This is a genomic window from Chromatiales bacterium 21-64-14 (assembly GCA_002255365.1).
In the GTDB taxonomy this organism is placed as follows: Bacteria; Pseudomonadota; Gammaproteobacteria; order 21-64-14; family 21-64-14; genus 21-64-14.
This window is the reverse complement of record NCBI01000023.1, coordinates 1-18,524: the sequence shown is the minus strand read 5'-3', so window position 1 is coordinate 18,524 and position 18,524 is coordinate 1. Positions and strand designations below refer to the sequence as shown.

The 18,524-nt window shown below is 67.4% G+C and carries 15 protein-coding genes; 13 read left to right on the top strand and 2 right to left on the bottom strand.

What is annotated here, in order from left to right; genetic code table 11:
* Positions 1–411: 411 nt before the first annotated feature.
* From B7Z66_11135 to B7Z66_11120, 4 genes are all read left to right on the top strand, one after another.
* Positions 412–1,800 (top strand): cytochrome D ubiquinol oxidase subunit I, encoded by a 1,389-nt coding sequence (locus B7Z66_11135; protein OYV75882.1) that lies wholly within the window; start codon positions 412–414, stop codon positions 1,798–1,800.
* Positions 1,797–3,032 (top strand): glutathione synthase, encoded by a 1,236-nt coding sequence (locus B7Z66_11130; protein ID OYV75865.1) that lies wholly within the window; start codon positions 1,797–1,799, stop codon positions 3,030–3,032. Before B7Z66_11135 ends, B7Z66_11130 begins: the two co-directional genes overlap by 4 nt.
* Complete coding sequence (locus tag B7Z66_11125) at positions 3,029–4,561, top strand: hypothetical protein (protein ID OYV75864.1); 1,533 nt, start codon at positions 3,029–3,031, stop codon at positions 4,559–4,561. Before B7Z66_11130 ends, B7Z66_11125 begins: the two co-directional genes overlap by 4 nt.
* Positions 4,562–5,169: 608 nt before the next feature.
* Positions 5,170–5,547, top strand: a complete 378-nt coding sequence (locus B7Z66_11120) for a hypothetical protein (GenBank protein OYV75863.1) — start codon at positions 5,170–5,172, stop codon at positions 5,545–5,547.
* A 46-nt stretch (positions 5,548–5,593) separates the two neighbouring features.
* Here the strand turns inward: B7Z66_11120 and B7Z66_11115 are convergent, their stop codons facing one another.
* Positions 5,594–7,654, bottom strand: coding sequence for a hypothetical protein (locus B7Z66_11115; GenBank protein OYV75862.1), 2,061 nt, complete (start codon positions 7,652–7,654; stop codon positions 5,594–5,596).
* A 412-nt stretch (positions 7,655–8,066) separates the two neighbouring features.
* Here B7Z66_11115 and B7Z66_11110 point away from each other — a divergent pair, with 412 nt between their 5' ends.
* Complete coding sequence (locus B7Z66_11110; protein ID OYV75861.1) at positions 8,067–8,762, top strand: hypothetical protein; 696 nt, start codon at positions 8,067–8,069, stop codon at positions 8,760–8,762.
* Positions 8,763–8,978: 216 nt separating this feature from the next.
* On the opposite strand, the gene B7Z66_11105 is transcribed toward B7Z66_11110, so the two are convergent.
* Positions 8,979–10,877, bottom strand: coding sequence for an ABC transporter ATP-binding protein (locus B7Z66_11105; GenBank protein ID OYV75860.1), 1,899 nt, complete (start codon positions 10,875–10,877; stop codon positions 8,979–8,981).
* A 465-nt stretch (positions 10,878–11,342) separates the two neighbouring features.
* Between B7Z66_11105 and B7Z66_11100 the strand changes: the two genes are divergently transcribed.
* From B7Z66_11100 to B7Z66_11065, 8 genes are all read left to right on the top strand, one after another.
* The gene (locus B7Z66_11100; GenBank protein OYV75859.1) at positions 11,343–11,633 is read left to right on the top strand and encodes a hypothetical protein; all 291 of its coding nucleotides are present in this window, start codon (positions 11,343–11,345) and stop codon (positions 11,631–11,633) included.
* A 70-nt stretch (positions 11,634–11,703) separates the two neighbouring features.
* Complete coding sequence (locus B7Z66_11095) at positions 11,704–12,882, top strand: hypothetical protein (protein OYV75858.1); 1,179 nt, start codon at positions 11,704–11,706, stop codon at positions 12,880–12,882.
* Between the two features lie 78 nt (positions 12,883–12,960).
* Complete coding sequence (locus B7Z66_11090; GenBank protein ID OYV75857.1) at positions 12,961–13,458, top strand: sulfurtransferase; 498 nt, start codon at positions 12,961–12,963, stop codon at positions 13,456–13,458.
* 161 nt (positions 13,459–13,619) lie between these two features.
* Positions 13,620–14,135 (top strand): adenine phosphoribosyltransferase, encoded by a 516-nt coding sequence (locus tag B7Z66_11085; GenBank protein ID OYV75856.1) that lies wholly within the window; start codon positions 13,620–13,622, stop codon positions 14,133–14,135.
* 90 nt (positions 14,136–14,225) lie between these two features.
* Positions 14,226–14,468 carry a hypothetical protein gene (locus B7Z66_11080; GenBank protein OYV75855.1) on the top strand — a complete coding sequence of 81 codons (243 nt, stop codon included), beginning with the start codon at positions 14,226–14,228 and terminating at the stop codon, positions 14,466–14,468.
* Between the two features lie 376 nt (positions 14,469–14,844).
* Positions 14,845–15,069 carry a hypothetical protein gene (locus B7Z66_11075; GenBank protein ID OYV75881.1) on the top strand — a complete coding sequence of 75 codons (225 nt, stop codon included), beginning with the start codon at positions 14,845–14,847 and terminating at the stop codon, positions 15,067–15,069.
* 206 nt (positions 15,070–15,275) lie between these two features.
* Positions 15,276–16,742 (top strand): hypothetical protein, encoded by a 1,467-nt coding sequence (locus tag B7Z66_11070; protein OYV75854.1) that lies wholly within the window; start codon positions 15,276–15,278, stop codon positions 16,740–16,742.
* A gap of 589 nt (positions 16,743–17,331) precedes the next feature.
* Positions 17,332–18,498, top strand: coding sequence for an NRAMP family metal ion transporter (locus B7Z66_11065; protein OYV75880.1), 1,167 nt, complete (start codon positions 17,332–17,334; stop codon positions 18,496–18,498).
* Positions 18,499–18,524 lie beyond the last annotated feature (26 nt).

Below are 18,524 nucleotides of genomic sequence, written 5' to 3'. Positions count from 1 at the left end.
CGCGAAACGGTCCCCTACGCTTTTGCGGTCTGCAACACCGGCCCGATGTCTCACTCGGTGCGGGAACCGCAGCCGGGTGCGGCAGCGGGATTCCGGACCGGGTCCGAAAATGCCGCGCAACCGGCCATGGGGGGCGCCGCTGCCACGTTTTGCCCTACCTCCGTACGGTCTTCAGCACCTGCGGCACGGGTCTTGCTTCTCCAAAGTGCGTGTGGCTGATTTTTGACGCATAGGGCACCCACGCCCGTTTTTTGCCCCCAACCCTTCGTGGATGGCGGGCGCGAGCCGCTACCTTTCACGGTACGGCACCGGCCGCCGTGGTACTGGCAGCAACCCAGGGGAGAACCCGTGACGGGGGACAACTCGCTCGATCCAACGGACTGGCAGGCCTTCCGCGCCCAGGGCCACCACATGCTGGACGATATCCTCTACTACCTGGAAGACATCCGTCGCCGGCCGGTCTGGCAACCCATCCCCCAGGCAGTACGCGACGGCTTTCGGACGCCCCTGCCCCGGGAGCCGGGTGACCTGGACGCCGCCCACGCCACCTTCATGGAGCACATTCTCCCCTACGCCGTGGGCAACGCCCATCCGGGCTTCATGGGCTGGGTCCACGGCGGCGGTACGCCGGTGGGCCTGCTGGCGGAGATGCTGGCAGCGGGACTGAATGCGAATCTCGGTGGGCGCGACCAGATCCCCATCGAGGTCGAGCGCCAAGTGGTCCAGTGGATGCGGGAACTGTTCGGCTTTCCGGATACTGCCAGCGGCCTGTTCGTCACCGGGACTTCCATGGCCAACTTCATCGGGCTGCTGGTGGCCCGCACTGCCGCGCTCGGACCGGATGTGCGCCGCCGCGGCACTGGCCACGCGCGGCTCACCGCCTATACCTCCGCTGCTGCCCATGGCTGCGTCGCCCAGGCCATGGACCTGGCTGGTCTCGGCACCGATGCGCTGCGCACTATCCCCACCGATGCCGAACAGCGCATGGACATCGCAGCCCTGGAACACGCCATCACGGTGGACCGCGGCGCCGGGCTGCACCCCTTCTTCGTCGCCGGGACCGCCGGCACCGTGGACACCGGGGCCATCGACGACCTCGGCGCGATCGCCGCGATCGCCGCCCGGGAACATATCTGGTTCCACGTGGACGGCGCCTACGGCGCACTCGGCATGCTGGCGCCGGACATCGCGCCGCGACTGGCGGGCATCGAACGGGCCGACTCCCTCGCCTTCGATTTCCACAAGTGGGGGCAGGTACCCTACGACGCGGGTCTGGTGCTGGTGCGCGACGCGGCCCTGCACCAAGCCACCTTCGCCGCGCCCACCACCTATCTACGCCGCGAGGCGCGCGGGTTGGCGGGCGGGTCCCCGTGGCCCTGCGACTTCGGCCCCGACCTGTCGCGCGGTTTCCGCGCCCTCAAGGCGTGGTTCACCCTCAAGGTCTATGGCGCCAACCGGATCGGTGAAGTGATCTCTGGCACCTGCGTGCTGGCCCGCTACCTGGCGGAGCGCATCGCGGCAATCCCGGAGCTGGAACTCCTGGCGCCGGTATCCCTGAATATCGTGTGCTTCCGCTACCGCAGCACGGATGCCAACCGCGTGAACGCGGACATCGTAGCCCAGTTGCAGGCTTCCGGGGTCGCGGCCCCCTCCACCACCACCATCGGCGGCAAGCTCGCGATCCGCACCGCCATCGTCAACCATCGCACCAACACCGCCGACATCGATGCCCTGCTCGACGCGACCGTCACGCTCGGGGCGACATTCACCGACACCGACGCACGCAGGAAAACCTCATGACAAACCCTCTCTCCGTCGCGCAAGCCACCGACGACCGTGAACCACTGATCGGCATTGCGGCCCTAATGCGCATGGCCCTCGCGGGCGACGGTCTCCCGGCACTGGGCCAGCAGTTGCTCCGACGCGCCGCTGACCATCCGGAGCATGCCGAAACCCTGCTGGATTTGTCCACGGTCTTGCAGTTTACCGGCCAACGCGATATCGCCTTATCCATGCAGGGCCAAGCCCTGGGGATGCAGCGGCTCTACCACATGGCGGCCGCACAGCAACCCGCGGCCCTGCGCTTGCTGGCCTTGCTGGCGCCCGGCGACCTGATGGCGAACACACCCCTGGAATTTCTCATCGAGGATTCCGATGTCGATCTGGACCTGCTCTATGTGACAGCGGACGCGCCACTGCCACCCTCGGTTCCAGACCACGACGTGCTGTTCGTGGCGGTGGGCGAGTCGGACGCGAGCCAGCCCCTGCTGGACGCACTGGAGGTCCTGCTCAAGGCCTGGCCGCGGCCGATGATAAATTCGTCGGCCGCCATCGCCAATCTGTCCCGGGACGGGGCCTGCGAGTTACTGCGCAACGCCCCCGGCCTCGTGCTGCCTCAGTCCGTGCGTGTGGAACGCCACACGCTGGAACGCGTCGCCAGTGGGGCCCTGCCCTTGGCCGACATCCTCGAAGTCGGCGGATTCCCGGCCCTTGTGCGCCCGGTTGGATCTCACGCCGGGCATGGTCTGGTGCGCCTGGCCGATCCCGAGGCGTTGGTGGAATACCTCGCTGCCAACAACGCGATGACGTTCTTCGTAACCCCCTTCATCGACTATCGCAGCGACGACGGCCAGTACCGCAAGTATCGCATCGTGCTGATCGACGACCGGCCCTATATCTGCCACATGGCCATATCCGATCACTGGATGGTCCACTATGCGAATGCCGGCATGACGGAGAGCGCGGAAAAACGCGCCGAGGAGGCCCGTTTCATGGAGGGCTTCGATCAAGAGTTCGCGGTCCGCCATGATGCCGCCCTGCGCGCGATTGCCGCGCGGGCACGCCTCGATTACCTGGGCATCGACTGCGCAGAGACCCCGGACGGTCGCCTGCTGATCTTTGAGGTCGACACCGCCATGGTGGTACACGCCCTGGATCCGGTGGACCTGTTCCCCTACAAGCAGCCGCAGATGCGCAAGGTCTTCGACGCGTTCCGCGCCCTGCTGGCCAAGAAACGGCACCGACCGAAATGAACGGCACCGTCCCCGCTACCCCCCACCGGCTCCGCTCCGCGACCTCGGGGCTGCGCAACGTCCATTGCGCAGCCTCCCTGCCGCCCACCGAACAACTGTTAGTCGGCGGCGGCGACACCCGCATCGCCCTGGTCCCCGGGAGAGAGGTCAACCGCTACGGCTGTGGAGTACGCCCCGATCCGACCCTCGCGGCGTTCGGCTCCTCGACGGCGTCGGTGATCTCCGAGGCGGCCTACGCGGCAGCGGACACACTGCGCACCACCCTGGCGGCGGAGCTGCGCCACGCATCCCCCGACGCAGTCTATGCGCGGGAAACGGGGCGTGTCCGCCGCGAACTGCTCCAGCTTTGCGGACTGGAAGGACCTGCGGCACCGGAGGTGATGCTGGCGCCATCGGGGACTGACCTCCACGCGGTCGCGGGACAATGGCTGGCGGATGCCCGTACCCTGATCATCATGGTGGACCCGTGCGAGACCGGCCGCGGCGTTGCCGCCGCCATGGCCACCGGCACGGGCGCCGCCACCGTCGCCACCATCCGCCTGCGCGACGCCGACGGTGTGCCGCGGCCGGCGGCGGCCGTCGACACCGAAGTCGAAGATCTCGCCACCGCGGCGATCGCCACCGGCCGGCGGGTACTGGTGGTGATGGTCGACGTCTCCAAGACCGGACTCGTCGCGCCCAGCCCCGCGTGCGTCGCGGCCCTGCATGGGCGGCTACCGCAGGCCGTGCAGGTCCTTGTCGACGGCTGCCAGTTCCGGCTGGCACCCGCGACGTTGCGGGCCTACCTGGACCGGGGATTCCTGGTGGCGCTGACCGGCTCGAAATTCATCACTGGGCCCTCCTTCGCCGGGGCCCTGCTGGTTCCCCGCGACGCCGCCCGGCGGCTGGCTGCGCAACTCCCGGCGGCGGATCATCCGCTGCGGCTGGTACGGGGCGATCTGCCACCACACTGGAACGCGGCGGAGCACCTTCCCGCTGCGACGAACTTCGGCCTGCTGCTGCGGTGGGAGGCGGCCCTCACGCAACTGCACGCCTTCCGCGCGTTGCCGGATGCGGCGGTGAGGGAATTCCTGGCGCGGTTCGCCGACGCGGTTCGCACACGTCTGGATACCGACCCCGTATTCATGCCCGTGCCGGTGGGACCCCTCGAACGCGGCCTGCTTGCCGGCGGCACGGGCTGGGATCACATCCAGACCATCTTTCCCTTCCTGCTCTGCCGTCCCTCCCACGGTGGCCACCGCCGGCCCTTGAGCCACACCGAGAGCGCTGCCGTCTTCCGGCTGCTGTCCCATTCCGCCCGCTCCGACACCGGGGTGGACGTGCAATCAAGCCTGCGCTGCCAACTCGGCCAGCCGGTGGGCTGCGGTACGCGGGACGGCGTCGCGGTCAGCGCATTGCGTCTGTGCGCGAGCGCGCGCTTGGTGGTGGAGGGGGCCGCCGACGGCGGCCGCCAAGGAGCGGCCGTTATCGCCCGGGCGATGACGGCCCTCGACAAGGCTGCCCGGATCGCCGCCGGACGGATCGCCTGAACCGGTAGCGCATGACGCGTATCGTTGCGCGGGTCACCCCGCGCGACCTTCCAGCGCCCGGATCACCATCGGTTACCCTATCCAGTGCCACTACCTGCGAGGGTATCGCTCCCGCGCGGGTACGATGCGGATATCTCCATAGCACGAACGCCGGCGCGAAACGCACGCCAGTCGCACCGGCGTGGATCCCATCTCCGGCGCCGGCGCCAATGCAGTGCAGACGCTCAGACCCCGCCATCCCTACATGAAATTTCAACTCACTGTTTCTGCAGCCATCCAGATACGCGCGGGGAACTGGCACGGCTGATGCTAGGTATCCAGTGTCCGGACCCGGTACGTGGCGCATATCGCCGGTTACATGGACCCTCCTCCGGTCACGGACAGTTGGCAAGCGGTCGCGTTGGGCGCGGCCGGATCCTGGGTGTCCCCGCGGACGCCGGCCGCGCCCTCTGTGTTCCCCGCACGCCACCCGGGCTCGCGCTTGCAGAGATACCGGGTCGTTCTGGAAAACGGGGCACGGTACACCGGTCCTGATCTGGAGAGCTGCAGTGAAAGCACTATCATGGTTGGCCGAAACCGGTTCGGGATGCGGCCCGAGGGCCCTCCCCGTGATAAACGGCACGGAACACCCCGATGATCCGGAGGACGCCCGCGACGTCGAACCCCCATTCCTGGTACTGACCGGTCATACGCCGGACGGAAATCGAATCGATCCTGAAGACTGGGCGGAACGTCTGACCGACATGGCTGGCGCCTACACCCAGCCACGCAGCAACGGTCATCCCCAGGTGTTGGAGTGCCGGGCATGCCCGGACCGCACGTGTGTGCGGATCGGTCGTTCGGTAGCCAAGACCCACCCCGGACTGTTCACTGATTTGCTGTTGTTCGCCCAGTTGGCTCAAGCGATGGACTACACCGCGTTTTGCCCGCGCCTGAAACCGACCCGCGTGGTAGCCCAGCGTCGGGAGGTTCGCAAGTACGCCTGAGCACGCGCTATGATCCGGGAGCAGCCGAACGCCGCAGCGCCTGCGCTCAGTCGCGTAACACCGGTCGGCTTGGCGCGGAGGATGCATAGACGTTTTCATGCAGTATCGTGGTAATCCGGCTAGTGTCGCCGGTGAGCCGAAGTTCATACACGACCTTGTTGAAGAGCACCGCCTGCAGATACTCGCGCGTCTCTCCGTAGGGCAGGGTCTCAATCCAGCGCGCGCTACCGGGCGCGGGACCACCGACCACCCAGGTAGCCACGCGCGCCGGACCGGCGTTGTAAGCGGCACCCGCGATCACCAAGCTGCCGAAACGGTCCTTGAGTTCGCCCAGATAGCGGCTTCCCAGGGCAATGTTCTGACCCGGCTCGCTGAGGGTCTCCAACGGCGCCGCATCCTGCCCCTCGATGCGGCGGTAGAGCGACTGGGCGGTCCCGGGGATGAGTTGCATCAACCCGCAGGCGCCGGCGTGGGAACACACTCCCGGTTTGAAGGCGCTCTCGCGACGGATCATGGCGAGCAGCCAGGGCGCCGGGATACCACTACGCGCTGAGCTCGTCCTGACTTCCTGCAGATACCCGAGCGGAAATATGAGCCCGGAAGCGTTGCGCACCCCGGCGCTCGCCGCAGCGTACATGGCGGCCCAAGGCCAGTGCGCCGCTGCGGCGACCCGCGCCGCAGCGAGTTGTGCTCGGTCATCCAGCCCCCCCCGGACCAGCGCGCGCCACTCGCGTTGCGCGTCTGCCGGCTGATCCGCCCGATGCAGCAACAGCGCCCGTACCGCGCCGGGTTCGTTCCGAACCTTGGCTTGCCGGGCTGGATCAGGGGATGGAATGGCATCACCCCAGTAATAGGGCGCGCCGATGGCGTCGGCGGCCAGAAAACCGTAATAGCTGAACCGGCGGGCGCACTGGCGGAAGCGCGCCCGAGCCTGCTTGCCGTTGCCCAACGCGTCCAGCGCCCGGGCATCCCAGTAGCACCATGCATCCTGATCCCGTTGCGCTTGAGGCATGACGGCGATGGCCTTTACCACCGTGCGCCAGTCGCCGGCCCGCAGGGCATTGCGCACCCGCCACGCGCGCACGATGTCGTTGGTGGAGGCGGGCGGCAACCGGGCCAGCCAGCGTTCCGCCTGTGGCAGCTCATCGTAGGCCGCGTACAGGGCGATGCTACCGTCGACCCGGGCGCGGACCTCGGCATCGACGCCGTAGCGGGCCGCCACTTTTCCCCATAGGACATGGGCCGCCGCTGGGTCCTGGGTGGCGGCATGCGTGAACGCCGCCTCCAGGGCCTGCTGGGCCTGAGCCGGCTCCCCCAGCGCGGCGGGCGGGAAAGTCAGGCTGCGCCCTGGGTCACGGTAGACCGTGACCCAGGCGCTGGCGACCGGCTGTTCCGGGCCCGGGAGCTGAGCGATCAGATAGTCCGCGAGCCGCACGTGGCCCGCGCCCAGCATGAGCAGCAACCGTTGCCGGACCAGATCCGGCGTGAGTGCCCCGTTATTCGCGAGCAGTTCGAAGGTCGCGTCGCAACTGGCTGGCTGGGCATAACCGACCCGCCACAAACTCTTGGCCTGGGCCAGGGCCTCATCCTTGTGTCCCGTAGCGGCTTGGGCCTGGGCCAGAAAACAGCGGACCACCACGTCTTGTTCGCCGCGGTAATCGGCCAGCAGCGTGCTCCAATCCTGCCGGCGGCCGAGTTGGCGCAACCACGCCGTGCGCAGCAGCGGCGTAATCGGAAGTTGCGGATACCGGGACAGGAACTGCTCCACGGTCTGGTCCGGTACCGTCGTGAAATCCCGCTGGATGGCGGCATACTGCAGGTAGGGATAGAGGGGAAATGATCGCAGCTTGGTCTCCAACTGCTGGAACCCCGCCAAGTCCCCGGCCGCGAGACGTGCCCGCGCCTGGCCGTACAGCGCCAGCTGCGCGGTCTCGGCGCCGGCGTTTGCATTGTTGAAGACCCCCATGAGGAGGATCAGCAGGGCCGCCAGACTCCGGCGCCCATACCACCAACGGTATTCCATGCCCGAGTCCGTCGGATGCGACACGGCCGTGTCCATGGACCATCCTCCTCCCGGCCGGCGCGCGGCGGCGCGACCAGCACACATTCCCAGCGTCGTCACGATGAATCAGGGGAAAGCGGCACGCCAAGAGCGAACGGGCGAGCCCCTTGGTGGGGCGTAGGGCGCGGGCCGTGTACCGGATTCCCAACGTGCAAGCCCTGACGGCACAGTATACCCCCATCCCCGGCGCGCCGCTGGGACACACGGCACCCACGGGCACCGCAGGCGGCGGTATTCGGCGGTACCTAAGGGGCATTACGCGAACACGCCGGTATCGCGCGCGCCGTGCTGACTTGCCGCATCGCCGATCGCGCGGCAGCGGCCGCGGGACCCGTTACACGCCCCACCATTGACAGCAACGCCGATCCGGCGTTGACTTGAGCTATCCGGTAGACCCAACGATACACCGAAGGAGTAGCCGTACCGGAACCGCCGGTGGAACAAACAGGGGCGTATCATGCGCAGCTTGGCCGCAGTTTTTCTGATCGTCGCCTTCGCCCCAGCGGCCCGGGCGGCCGGCCCGGTGGATCTGGCGGGTATCCAGCTGGGTATGTCTCCGACGCAGGCCATCCGGGCCATCCAGACCCTCCACAGGGCGCTGCGAATCCGTGCCGGCCACGCGCAATTCCCTGGCGACCCACACCCCTACGTGGACACCCTCATCGCCCTGCTGCCCAACGCCACCGCCACGGAGATCACGGACGATCTGGGCATTGCATTCGCAACGCCACCCACCAGTAACGAGGCGATGAGCGTCTTCAGCGACATCCAGTATCAGTCCCGCCGGGCCCCTACGCTGGCGGAATTCCGGTCGTCGCTGATCAGCAAATACGGCCGCCCCGCTTGGCAATCCGAGGGTGCCGATGCCGCCGCCTACCGCTGGCTGATCCCCGCCCAGGGCATGGACTGTCTGGACACCCGGGTCTACCAGCTCCTGCGCGGATTCAAGAGTCCGTGGCAACCGCTGGACGGGGACCTGAAGCGGACCGCCCGCGATCCCGCGCGCTGCGCCTCGGTATTGACCTATGATCTGCGACTCGAGCGGGGGCGCGTGGCCGAGGCCAGCGCACACTTGATCGATGTCGCCGCCTCTCTGGCCAGCACCCAGGCCTCCAGCGCCTATCTCCAGAAGTTGCGCAACGCCGCTCCGTAGCCCCCCGTGGGCAGCGCTCGCGCGTAACACGAACGCCACGCGGAGGCCCGACGCGCCCGGATAAGCCGCCGGTGTCAGGGGCGCGCTCACCAGACTTCCGTGGGGCCCTACCAGTGGTGGGGCAACACGCGGGAATTCCAGCGCACCGACACGACGCCCGATCTTCGCCCCGCAGCGCTACGCGGTGGACCGGACCGGGCATCCTATGCAGCGGATTCAGTCCCCGCCGCCCCGCTGCAATTCATCCCGGAGCGCTTCGAGCGCTTCCCAGCGGGCATAGCGTTCCTCCAGCCTCTGCTTGAGTCCCGCCAAGTCTTCCTGAGCAACCTTGATGTCCTCCAGGGCCTGCCGGTGGAAGGTCGACTGGTTCATGGCCTCGTAGCGGCCCTCGATCTGCGCCTCCAGTTCCTCGAGTTCCTGGGGCAACCCGTCCAGTTCGCGCTGGTCGCGGTAGCTGAGTTTCCGGGCCAGTGGCCGGTGGGCGGGTTTGGGCGCGACGCTCCGCGGGGCGGAAGGCTGCGGCGCGAGCCCCTGAGGGCCGTCCTGGCGCTGCCGGCGCCAGTCATCGTAGTTGCCCACGTAGTAGCGGAATCCCGCCGCCCCCTCATGCACCAGGAGCCCGTCCACAACGCCGTTCACGAAGGCCCGGTCATGGGACACGAGGATGACGGTCCCCGGATACCCATGCACCAGGTCCTCCAGCAACTCCAGGGTCTCCATATCCAGGTCGTTGGTCGGCTCATCCAGGATCAGCACGTTCGACGGATGGGCGAATAGCCGCGCCAACAACAGGCGGTTGCGCTCTCCACCCGAGAGCAGCCGGACCGCGGTCCGCGCCCGGTCGGCGGTAAACAGAAAGGCGCGCAGATACCCGAGCACGTGCAGGTTGTGACCTTCAAAATCGATGCGGTCAGCGCCTTCCGCCACGTTCCAGGCGGCGTCCTGTTCCAGGTTCAACTGGCGGCGATTTTGGTCAAAGTAGGCGATCTGCAGGTTCTCGCCATAGCGGATACTCCCGCTATCCGGCGCGTGGTCGCCCAGCAGCACCCGCAACAAGGTGGTCTTGCCGCAACCGTTCGGCCCCATCACGCCCAGCACCTGTCCACGCGGGATCCGCAGGCTGAAATCCCGCAGCACCGTCTGTCCGGCGATGCTCGCGGTGACGCGGTGCGCCTCGACCACGCGCCGGCTGCTCGCTGCGCCGAAATGGGCCTTGAGCTGCGCGCGGCCCTGGTAGTTGCGCCGCTCGTCCGCCTGCTCCCGCATCTGTTCCAAGGCGCGCACGCGGCCCATGTTCCGCGTGGTCCGCGCCTTGACGCCTTGGCGAATCCAGTCCTCTTCTTCAGCGAGGCGCTTGTCGAATTCCCGGTTCGCGTTGCGTTCCACCTCAAGGGCGGCCTGTTTGCGCCGGCGGTACTCCGCGTAGCGTCCGGGCCAGCTGTAGAGCCGGCCGCGGTCCACCTCCACAATACGGGTGGCGATTCGATCCAAGAACGCCCGGTCATGACTGATGAATACCAGCGCCGCCGCGGACTGGAGCAGCAGATTTTCCAGCCACGTCACCCCTTCGATATCCAGGTGATTGGTGGGCTCGTCGAGGAGCAGCAGGTCGGGTTCGCTGACCACCGCCTGGGCGAGCAGCACACGGCGCTTGAGACCACCGGAGAGCTGCGCGAACTCGGCCTCCGGATCGAGCTGCATACGCGAGAGAACCGTATCCACGCGGACCTTCGCGCCCCAGGCCCCCGCGGCCTCCAAGGCGTGTTGGAGTTCGGCCAGACGCGTAGGATCGGCGCCGGCATGGGCGGCGTGGTCGTGGTCCAGGAGCAGACGGCCGCTATCCCCCAAGCCGCGGATGACCACATCGTAGACCGACCCGACGAGATCCGGCGGGATATCCTGCTCCAGTTGGGCGACGCGCAGGGTAGCGCGGCGGTCGATCTCCCCCTGGTCCGGCTGAATCCCGCCGGCGAGCACCCGCATCAGGGTAGACTTCCCGGCGCCGTTGCGCCCGACCAGGCAGACCCGTTCCCCCTCCTCGATGGTGAGGCTGACCCGGTCCAGAACCGGATCCTGGGTAAACTGGACGTGCACGTCACGCAGTGTAATGAGCATATCGGTCTCGCTATCCGGCGCGACATTGTAGGGAGGGGCAAGGCTGCGTGACAAATCATACCGGTTTGCGCAACCACCCGTGGGGCCAGGTCGCGTTCTCGCACGTCCGCCCTGGAAAATGGGGGCATCGCCGCGCGGCACCGGGCCCGGTCAACCGGCCGGACCCCACGAATTCCACCGGCCGCGGTCCTGGCGTTCCGACGCCGACCGGATCGTTGCGTTGCGGTGCGGGTTCGACTGATCCACCGCGACCCCAAGCGCAGGAACTTGTCCCAACCCCAGCGTCGACTGAGCTGCAGCCGCAGTTCCCGGGTGCTCCAGGAGTGGCTACAATGCGCTATGCGTGGAATCATGGGCAAGGTCGCGTCGCGCGCTGCAACGACCGCTCGCAGGCCATGGAGACGCCGCTTGCGGAGGCTGCAGAGGTGGGACGCATCATCTTCCGGACACCCAAGGGTTGGGAAAATGGGGCAAGCTGTGGGGCCGCGCCGCCGCAAATTGGCACCGGCCACGGAGCGCCTTTCCAACCCCCTGCCGGACCGCCGCCGCCGCGATGTGAAGGAGGTCTTCTTGCCCGGGGAACTGCCGGACCGCATGGCGACAGGGTGGCACCCGCTACGGATGCACGCGTTAGATCAAATGCACGACGGCGCCCACGTCGGCGGATGGCGCGCCATACCGATAAACGCCGTGGCGCGGCCGTCCCCCGGCGCTTGGAATCCGCACGATCCGCGCATGCCGCGGCGTTGCATATGACGCGTATGCCGCGCCCACGTTTCCCTGCCGCTGGAGCCGGCCGCACGTGACCACCCGCGACTCGGGCTCCATGGCCGATCTCCGCTCCCGGCGCCGCCGCCTGCTCACGGCGTTGCGCGCCCTCTGGCCCCAGGTGCCGCTGGCCGCCGCGCTCGCGGCGAGCGGGCTGTTCAACGTGCTGCGCGGTCTACATCACCAGCTGCCACTACCGAGCGAGATTCAGGCCCTCGCCAACGTCGCCAGCCCGCTCGCCGCCCTTGGCAACACCACCGAGGTCATCCTCGGTGCGGGACTGGTCCTGGTCGGTATCGGCCTGCTGTGGCGGCTGCGCGCGGCGTGGGCATTCGCAATGCTGCTGGTGGCGATCACCACGGGCGTGAACGCCTTCCGCGCGCAGGGTACGCTGGCCGTGAGCCTGCCGGCGCTGTGGCTGCTCGCACTGACATTCCTGCGCCACCATTTCCGGCGCCACACCGCGCTCGGCAGCGTGCTGATCACCCTGATCAGCGTGCTGAGCGTGTTCGCCTACGGGAGCTTCGGCAGCCTGCTGCTCGGAACCGGGTTCCGGCCCCCGATCCGCGATCTCACCGCCGGCTTCTACTTCACGGTGGTCACGCTGTCGACGGTGGGCTACGGCGATATCGTGCCGGTGACTACCGAGGCGCGCATGTTCGTCGTATCACTACTGGTGATCGGCCTGAGTATCTTCGCCACCGCCGTGGTCTCCACCTTGGGTCCGGCCATTTCCGGAGAGCTGGCGCGGATCTTCACCCCGGAGGAACGCAAGATGAACCTGAAGGACCACGTGATCCTGCTCGGCGCGGGGGCGATTGCGCGCAACACCGCCCGCGAACTGGCCGCCCGCGGCATCCGCTTCGTGCAGGTGGTGACAGCCGACGAGGAGGCCCCGCTCGCGGACCAGCCAGTGGTGAAGGGTGACGCCAGTGAGGACCCGGTGCTCCAGGAGGCGGGCATTGCGCACGCACGGCTGGTGATCGCCGCACGCGAAGACGACGGTGAAAACGCCTTCATCTCCCTGGCGTCCAAGGACCTCAATCCCGCGGTCCAGGTGTTGGCGGTAGCCGGCACGGTGCGCTCCATCCGCCGCCTCAAGCTCGCGCGCGCCGACCTGGTGTTTGCGCCGGCCGCCGTGGGCGGCCGCCTGCTGGCCAATTTGGTCGAGGGGGGCGAAATCCCCACGCAGTTCCAGGATCTGCTGGAAGGACACCCCGCGCCGAAGGGCACCTGAGACCGGCTGGCGTTGCGTTTTACCCCGACGGCCGCTAGCGGCTACAATGCCTCGGAACCGAGCGCCGGGTAACCCCAAATGCAGCGTTTTACCGATCTGGTGGAAAAGTGCCGCGGCGCGGTACGCGAGGTCCTGCCCTGGGATCTGTGTGATCGGCTCGCAGATGGCGACGCGCCGCTGCTGCTCGATGTGCGCGAGCCCGACGAGTTCGCCCAGATGCGCATCGCCGGATCCCGGAACGTGCCGCGCGGCATCCTGGAAGCCGCCTGCGAGTACGGCTACGAGGACACGGTCCCCGAGCTGGCTGCGGCCCGCGATCAGGAGATCGTCGTAATCTGCCGCTCGGGTCTGCGTAGCGTGCTCGCCGCCTACACACTCCGGCTCCTGGGCTACGAAAAGGTTTGTTCCCTGAAGACCGGCTTGCGGGGGTGGAACGATTTCGAGCAAGCCCTGGTGGACGACGCCGGCATGCCCGTGGAGATCGAGACCGCGGACGCCTACTTCACGGCCCGGCTGCGCCCGGAGCAGGAAGTGCCAGTCCCCGGGCGCCAGCGCGGCACCGGAAACGCGCGATGATACCCGCGCCCTTCAGCGCATCCCACGGCCGGTTCCGCGGCACCCCGTGCGACCAGCGTCCGGGGATCGAGCCCGCGGCGCTTCGCTGGTATGCTGCAAGATCATGTGGCGCTGGTCGGTCCGCGCCCGGGGTACGCTGAGAAATCCAAAGGAGACAGGCGTTGGAACGGCTGCGGTCGAAGATTCGCGACATCCCGGACTTTCCCAAGCCGGGGGTGATCTATCGGGACATCACGCCACTGGTACGGGACCCGGCGGCCCTGCGCCTCGCGGTGCACGAACTGGTGCATCCGTTTTTCGGCGACGCGCTAACAGCGGTGGTTGGCATGGAGGCCCGTGGGTTCATCTTCGGTGCTCTGGCGGCCTGGGAACTGGGAGTCGGGTTCGTTCCGCTGCGCAAGCCCGGGAAGCTGCCCTACGACGTCCACAGCATCTCCTATGATCTGGAGTACGGCTCCGAAAGCCTGGAGGTGCATGTGGATGCCCTCGGCCGCGATGATCGGGTCCTGGTAGTGGATGATGTGCTCGCCACCGGCGGCACCGCGGCGGCCAGCTGCGCGCTGATCGAGAAGCTCGGCGCAAAGATCGCAGCCTGCGCCTTCGTGGTTGAACTGGATTTCCTGTCGGGACGCGGCAAGCTGCCCGGGTATCCGGTCCACTCGCTCCTCCACTACTGAGCGGCGGCCCGTGCCGCACCCCGGTAGCGCCGGGGACGAACCGCCGGGCCCGTTCCGCAGCAAGACCGCCCCGGCCTCGGAGGAATCATCATGCGCGGTCTGGTACCGCCCGATCCGGAAACCAACGTCTCCGAGGTACGCTACGCGGTCGTGTACCGGCCCCGGCAGGACCGCAAGCGCTTTGCAGCGGGCTGCGTGGAGGTAGTGGAGTCCCGGGAGGCGGCGCTACGCGACGCGGACCCCGGCGCACACCGCTATGCCGCCCAGGTGCTGGGCCCTTCCAAGTCCTCGGAAGGTCAATTCATCTATTATCTTGTGCAGTGGCTGGTCTAGTGTCGTTCATGTAGGGCCCTAAGGGTAGTGAGAGTCGCCGCCCAGCGAGCCGGTCGGATTCCTCCGTGCAATCCCTGGCGCACTGCAGAAGTGGTCGGCGGCGTTCCGGAGCAACGCGGGCTCGAACCAGCGCCTTGGGTAGTATTTTACACTTGGATGTCCATGAACCGACCCTCCCGCCACCGCCTGCAGCGGAATGCATTGAGAGGCGCTCTTTATGAACGATGATTCCAAGCCGCTTTCCGGCGCGCCCGTGCGGACCGTCCCGGACGCCCCGAAAGGGGCCCAGTGCCCGACGCCCGCTCCCCGGAACTTCTCTCAGCTGACCGTGGCGGAGCTCCATCCCGACCCACCCGTGGCGGAGTACCGCGCAGCCATGGCCCTGGCCGATGCCGAGGCCGGCACCCGGCTTGGATCGTTTATGATGTTGTCCTGGTATGACCGCGACCGCGACTTCGAGTCGCCGCAACATGTCAGCGAGTGCCACCAAGCAGGCGCAGTACCCGGGTATGTGGACTACGGCTTGTACCACGGCGCCACTCTCAAGGTGGATGTAGAGAACGGGCGGTTCGTGTTCTTTTACCTTCCAGTGGATCTCTAGTCGCGCCTGTTTTCCGGCGCTTGGGCCGCGGACGCGCCGGGCCCCGTCACGCCATTCGGGACCGGGAACCGCGCTGCCATGGATACCGCGCCATGACCAGACGCCATCGGGATGGTGGCACGATATTTGCTGACCACAGCGGGGGATAGCCGAGTCTTTGTGGAACACCGTCCCCGTCATCGTCCTCGGATACCGGAGCCAACACTATGCCGGGCAAGCATGCGCTGATCGTGGACGACTCCAAGGCGGCCCGCTCCGCGCTGCGCCGGATGGTCGAAGTCCATGGACTGGCCGTGGACGAAGCGGAGTCCGGCGAGGATGCCCTGGACTACCTGCGCAACCGCCGCCCCGACGTGGTCTTCATGGACCATATGATGCCGGGGATAAGCGGGCTGGAGACGGTGCGACTCATCAAGGCGGATCCGGAGCTGGCCACGGTACCGGTGGTCATGTACACCTCCAAGAGCGGGGAAGTGTATGTGGGTCAGGCCCGTGCCCTCGGTGCGCTGGACGTACTGCCGAAGGAAGTGAAACCTTCGGAACTGTTCCGGATCCTGCGTACCCTGAACTTGGTACCGGAGCGCCGCGAGCCCGCCGGCGACGACGCGGCAAGCCCGCCGGGGTCCGCGCCGGTTGCGGTGCCGCCGGCGCGGACCCCGACGCCCGCCGCCGCGTTACCCGCGGAAACCCTGGAGGAGATTGGCCGCAGCGCCGCCCGATCCCTCGCGCTGGGTACCCACTTGGCGCGCCTGCAGGAATCCATCGGCCTGCAGATCTCTGCCTTGCGCCACGACATCCAATCACAATGCCGGGCGTTGGCCCAGGAGACCGCCCGTCAAGGTCGAGATACGCCGACCACCGCAGCGCCATCCGCGGGGTGTGGTCAGGCGCGCAGCGGATTCGGCGCCCTGATCCTGTTGATCGTAAGCGCCCTGTTGATCATCACCAGCTACTGGCTGTACAACCTCTACACCGATACCGAGGCCAACCTGCGCAACACGGGCGCCGCGTTGGCGACGCTGCACGCGCGGGACATTCACCTGCGCAACCGGGATGACACCCGGCTTGCCCAGGCCGCCACACAGGATGAGATGGATGCGCGCCGACGCCAGGGTCTGCTGCTCGACGCGCTCCAATGGGCCCTGAACCGCGACACTACCTTCGGCTACGATCAAGTCGCCCTGGGAGACCCGCAGGTAAGAATACTCCGTATCCTGGTCGCACGTCTGGCCGCCTCCGGATTCCAGGGCACTATCAGGCTCAACGTACACTTCGCCCGCTTCTGTCTGGCGCGCGCCGCAGACGGCACGTTGCGGCTGGCACCGGACGCGACGCCGGTCTCAGCCTGCGACGAGATTGGCTACGCCCGCGCACACTCGCCAGACCTTGCCGGGGATGAATCCCTGGGATTCGCGGCATTTCTCACCGGCTCGCCGCTGCTCCAGAACAGCGGGATACGCGTGCAGGCCGCGGTCGCCAAAGACACCGCTCCACAGGACAACAGTGCCGAGCAGCAGGCGGCGCAGACCGCGGGCGAATGGAACCGGGTCGCGAGCCGCTACAATCGCGTGGCCATCGTCCTCATCCCAGAGCGCGGCGCCACACCGGCACCCGGACACGCGGCGGAAGGACTCATGCCCCGGGCCGGCACCGATGCGCCAGGCAACAACTAGCTCGGTTACCCCGCCCCACCGGGGTTCCACCGCACGAACCGCAGGGCATGAAACGCGTAGCGGACCGTCGAGATAAGGACAGATTTCCTTTTCTGCGGCTGCCGTGCCCGGGAACGTCGACGCGCCGGCCCGATCGCGCGAACTCTCGCACGCGGTACATCCGCCGAAGCGCCTGGCAGACCGGGCAAGCGACCCGCCGCCGCGTAGTGCGCGGTGCGCGGCCCACGGCGCCGACAACACCCGATTCGCCAGCTTCCGTCCACGGCCGGGGTTGCGCAGTCCTGCCGGTGCTCCGGCGTTCGAGGCACCTGTAGGGTAGACCTTGGCCCCCGGTGACGTTGGGGTGTGGTCGGGGCCAGCGGGGTGAGGCGGTCCTAACCGGATGTCCGGTGACATCCCTCTGGCCGAACGCTCGCCGATCGTACCGGGCGCTTGAATGGAATCATGCCTCCATTTATATTAACAGTAATGCGAATCGTTCGTATCCGTCGTAAGGAACCATTAAGTGGACCTTTCTTCGCCGCGCCTGCGAGGTGCCCTCCCGCGGTGGCGGATGTTCCTGTTAGTGGCCGGCCCCGGCTTGGTCGTCATGCTCGCCGATACCGATGCCGGCAGCGTGATCACGGCCGCACAAAGTGGTGCGCGCTGGGGCTACCGGCTCTTGTTGCTTCAGGTCTTACTAATCCCGGTCCTCTATGTGGTACAGGAGCTCACCGTGCGCCTCGGGTTGGTCAGCGGCCGCGGGCACGGAGAACTCATCCAGGAACGGTTCGGGCGTGGTTGGGCATGGCTGTCGGTCTCGACCCTGGTACTGGCCTGCCTGGGAGCCCTGATCTCAGAACTGAGCGGCATGGCGGGGGTGGGTCTGCTCTATGGGATCCCGACCTGGCTCACCATGCTGCTGACCCTCGCCCTTATCCTGACGGTGGTGTGGACCGGTTCATATCATTCGGTGGAACGTATCGCGATCCTCCTTGGCCTCTTCGAATTTGCTTTCCTATGGGTCGCTTGGCGCGCGCATCCCGAGGCTGCTCGGCTGGTGGACGGCATAACGCATCTTCCGTTGGGCGATCCGCAGTATCTGTATCTCGCCGCCGCTAATATCGGCGCGGTAATCATGCCGTGGATGGTCTTCTATCAGCAATCGGCGGTCGTGGACAAGGGGTTGGGCCCCGAGCAGCTACGCGCCGCGCGTCTGGACACGGCCATCGGCGCCGTGGTCACTCAGGTCATCATGGCAGCGGTCCTCATCGCCGCGGCCGCAACCATCGGTCGTGTGCGGCCCGACGCTGCGCTCGACACCGTGCAACAGATCGCGGCGGCACTGACCCCTTATCTGGGGGCCGACGCCGGCCGTGCGGTGTTCGCCGTGGGTATGAGCGGCGCGGCGCTGGTCGCCACCCTGGTAGTCATGCTCGCCGCCGCCTGGGGCCTCGGTGAGGTCACGGGCTACCGCCGCTCACTGGAACACCATCCGCGCGATGCGCCGTGGTTCTACGGCACGTTCAGCGCCGGTCTGATCCTTGGCGCGATCGTGGTTGGCTCAGGGATCAATCTTGTAACATTGAACGTCGCGGTCGAGGTCATGAACGCCCTGCTCTTGCCGGTGGTGCTCGGATTCCTGTTCCTGCTCGCTCACAAGGCGCTCCCGGAGCCTTATCGCCTCCGCGGCGCCTATGCCTGGATCGTCGGCGCGGTCATCCTCGTCACTGCGGGGTTCGGCGTGTACGCCGGATTGAGCGGCGTCTTTGGCTGACCGCCGCACGGACATCCGCGACCGCT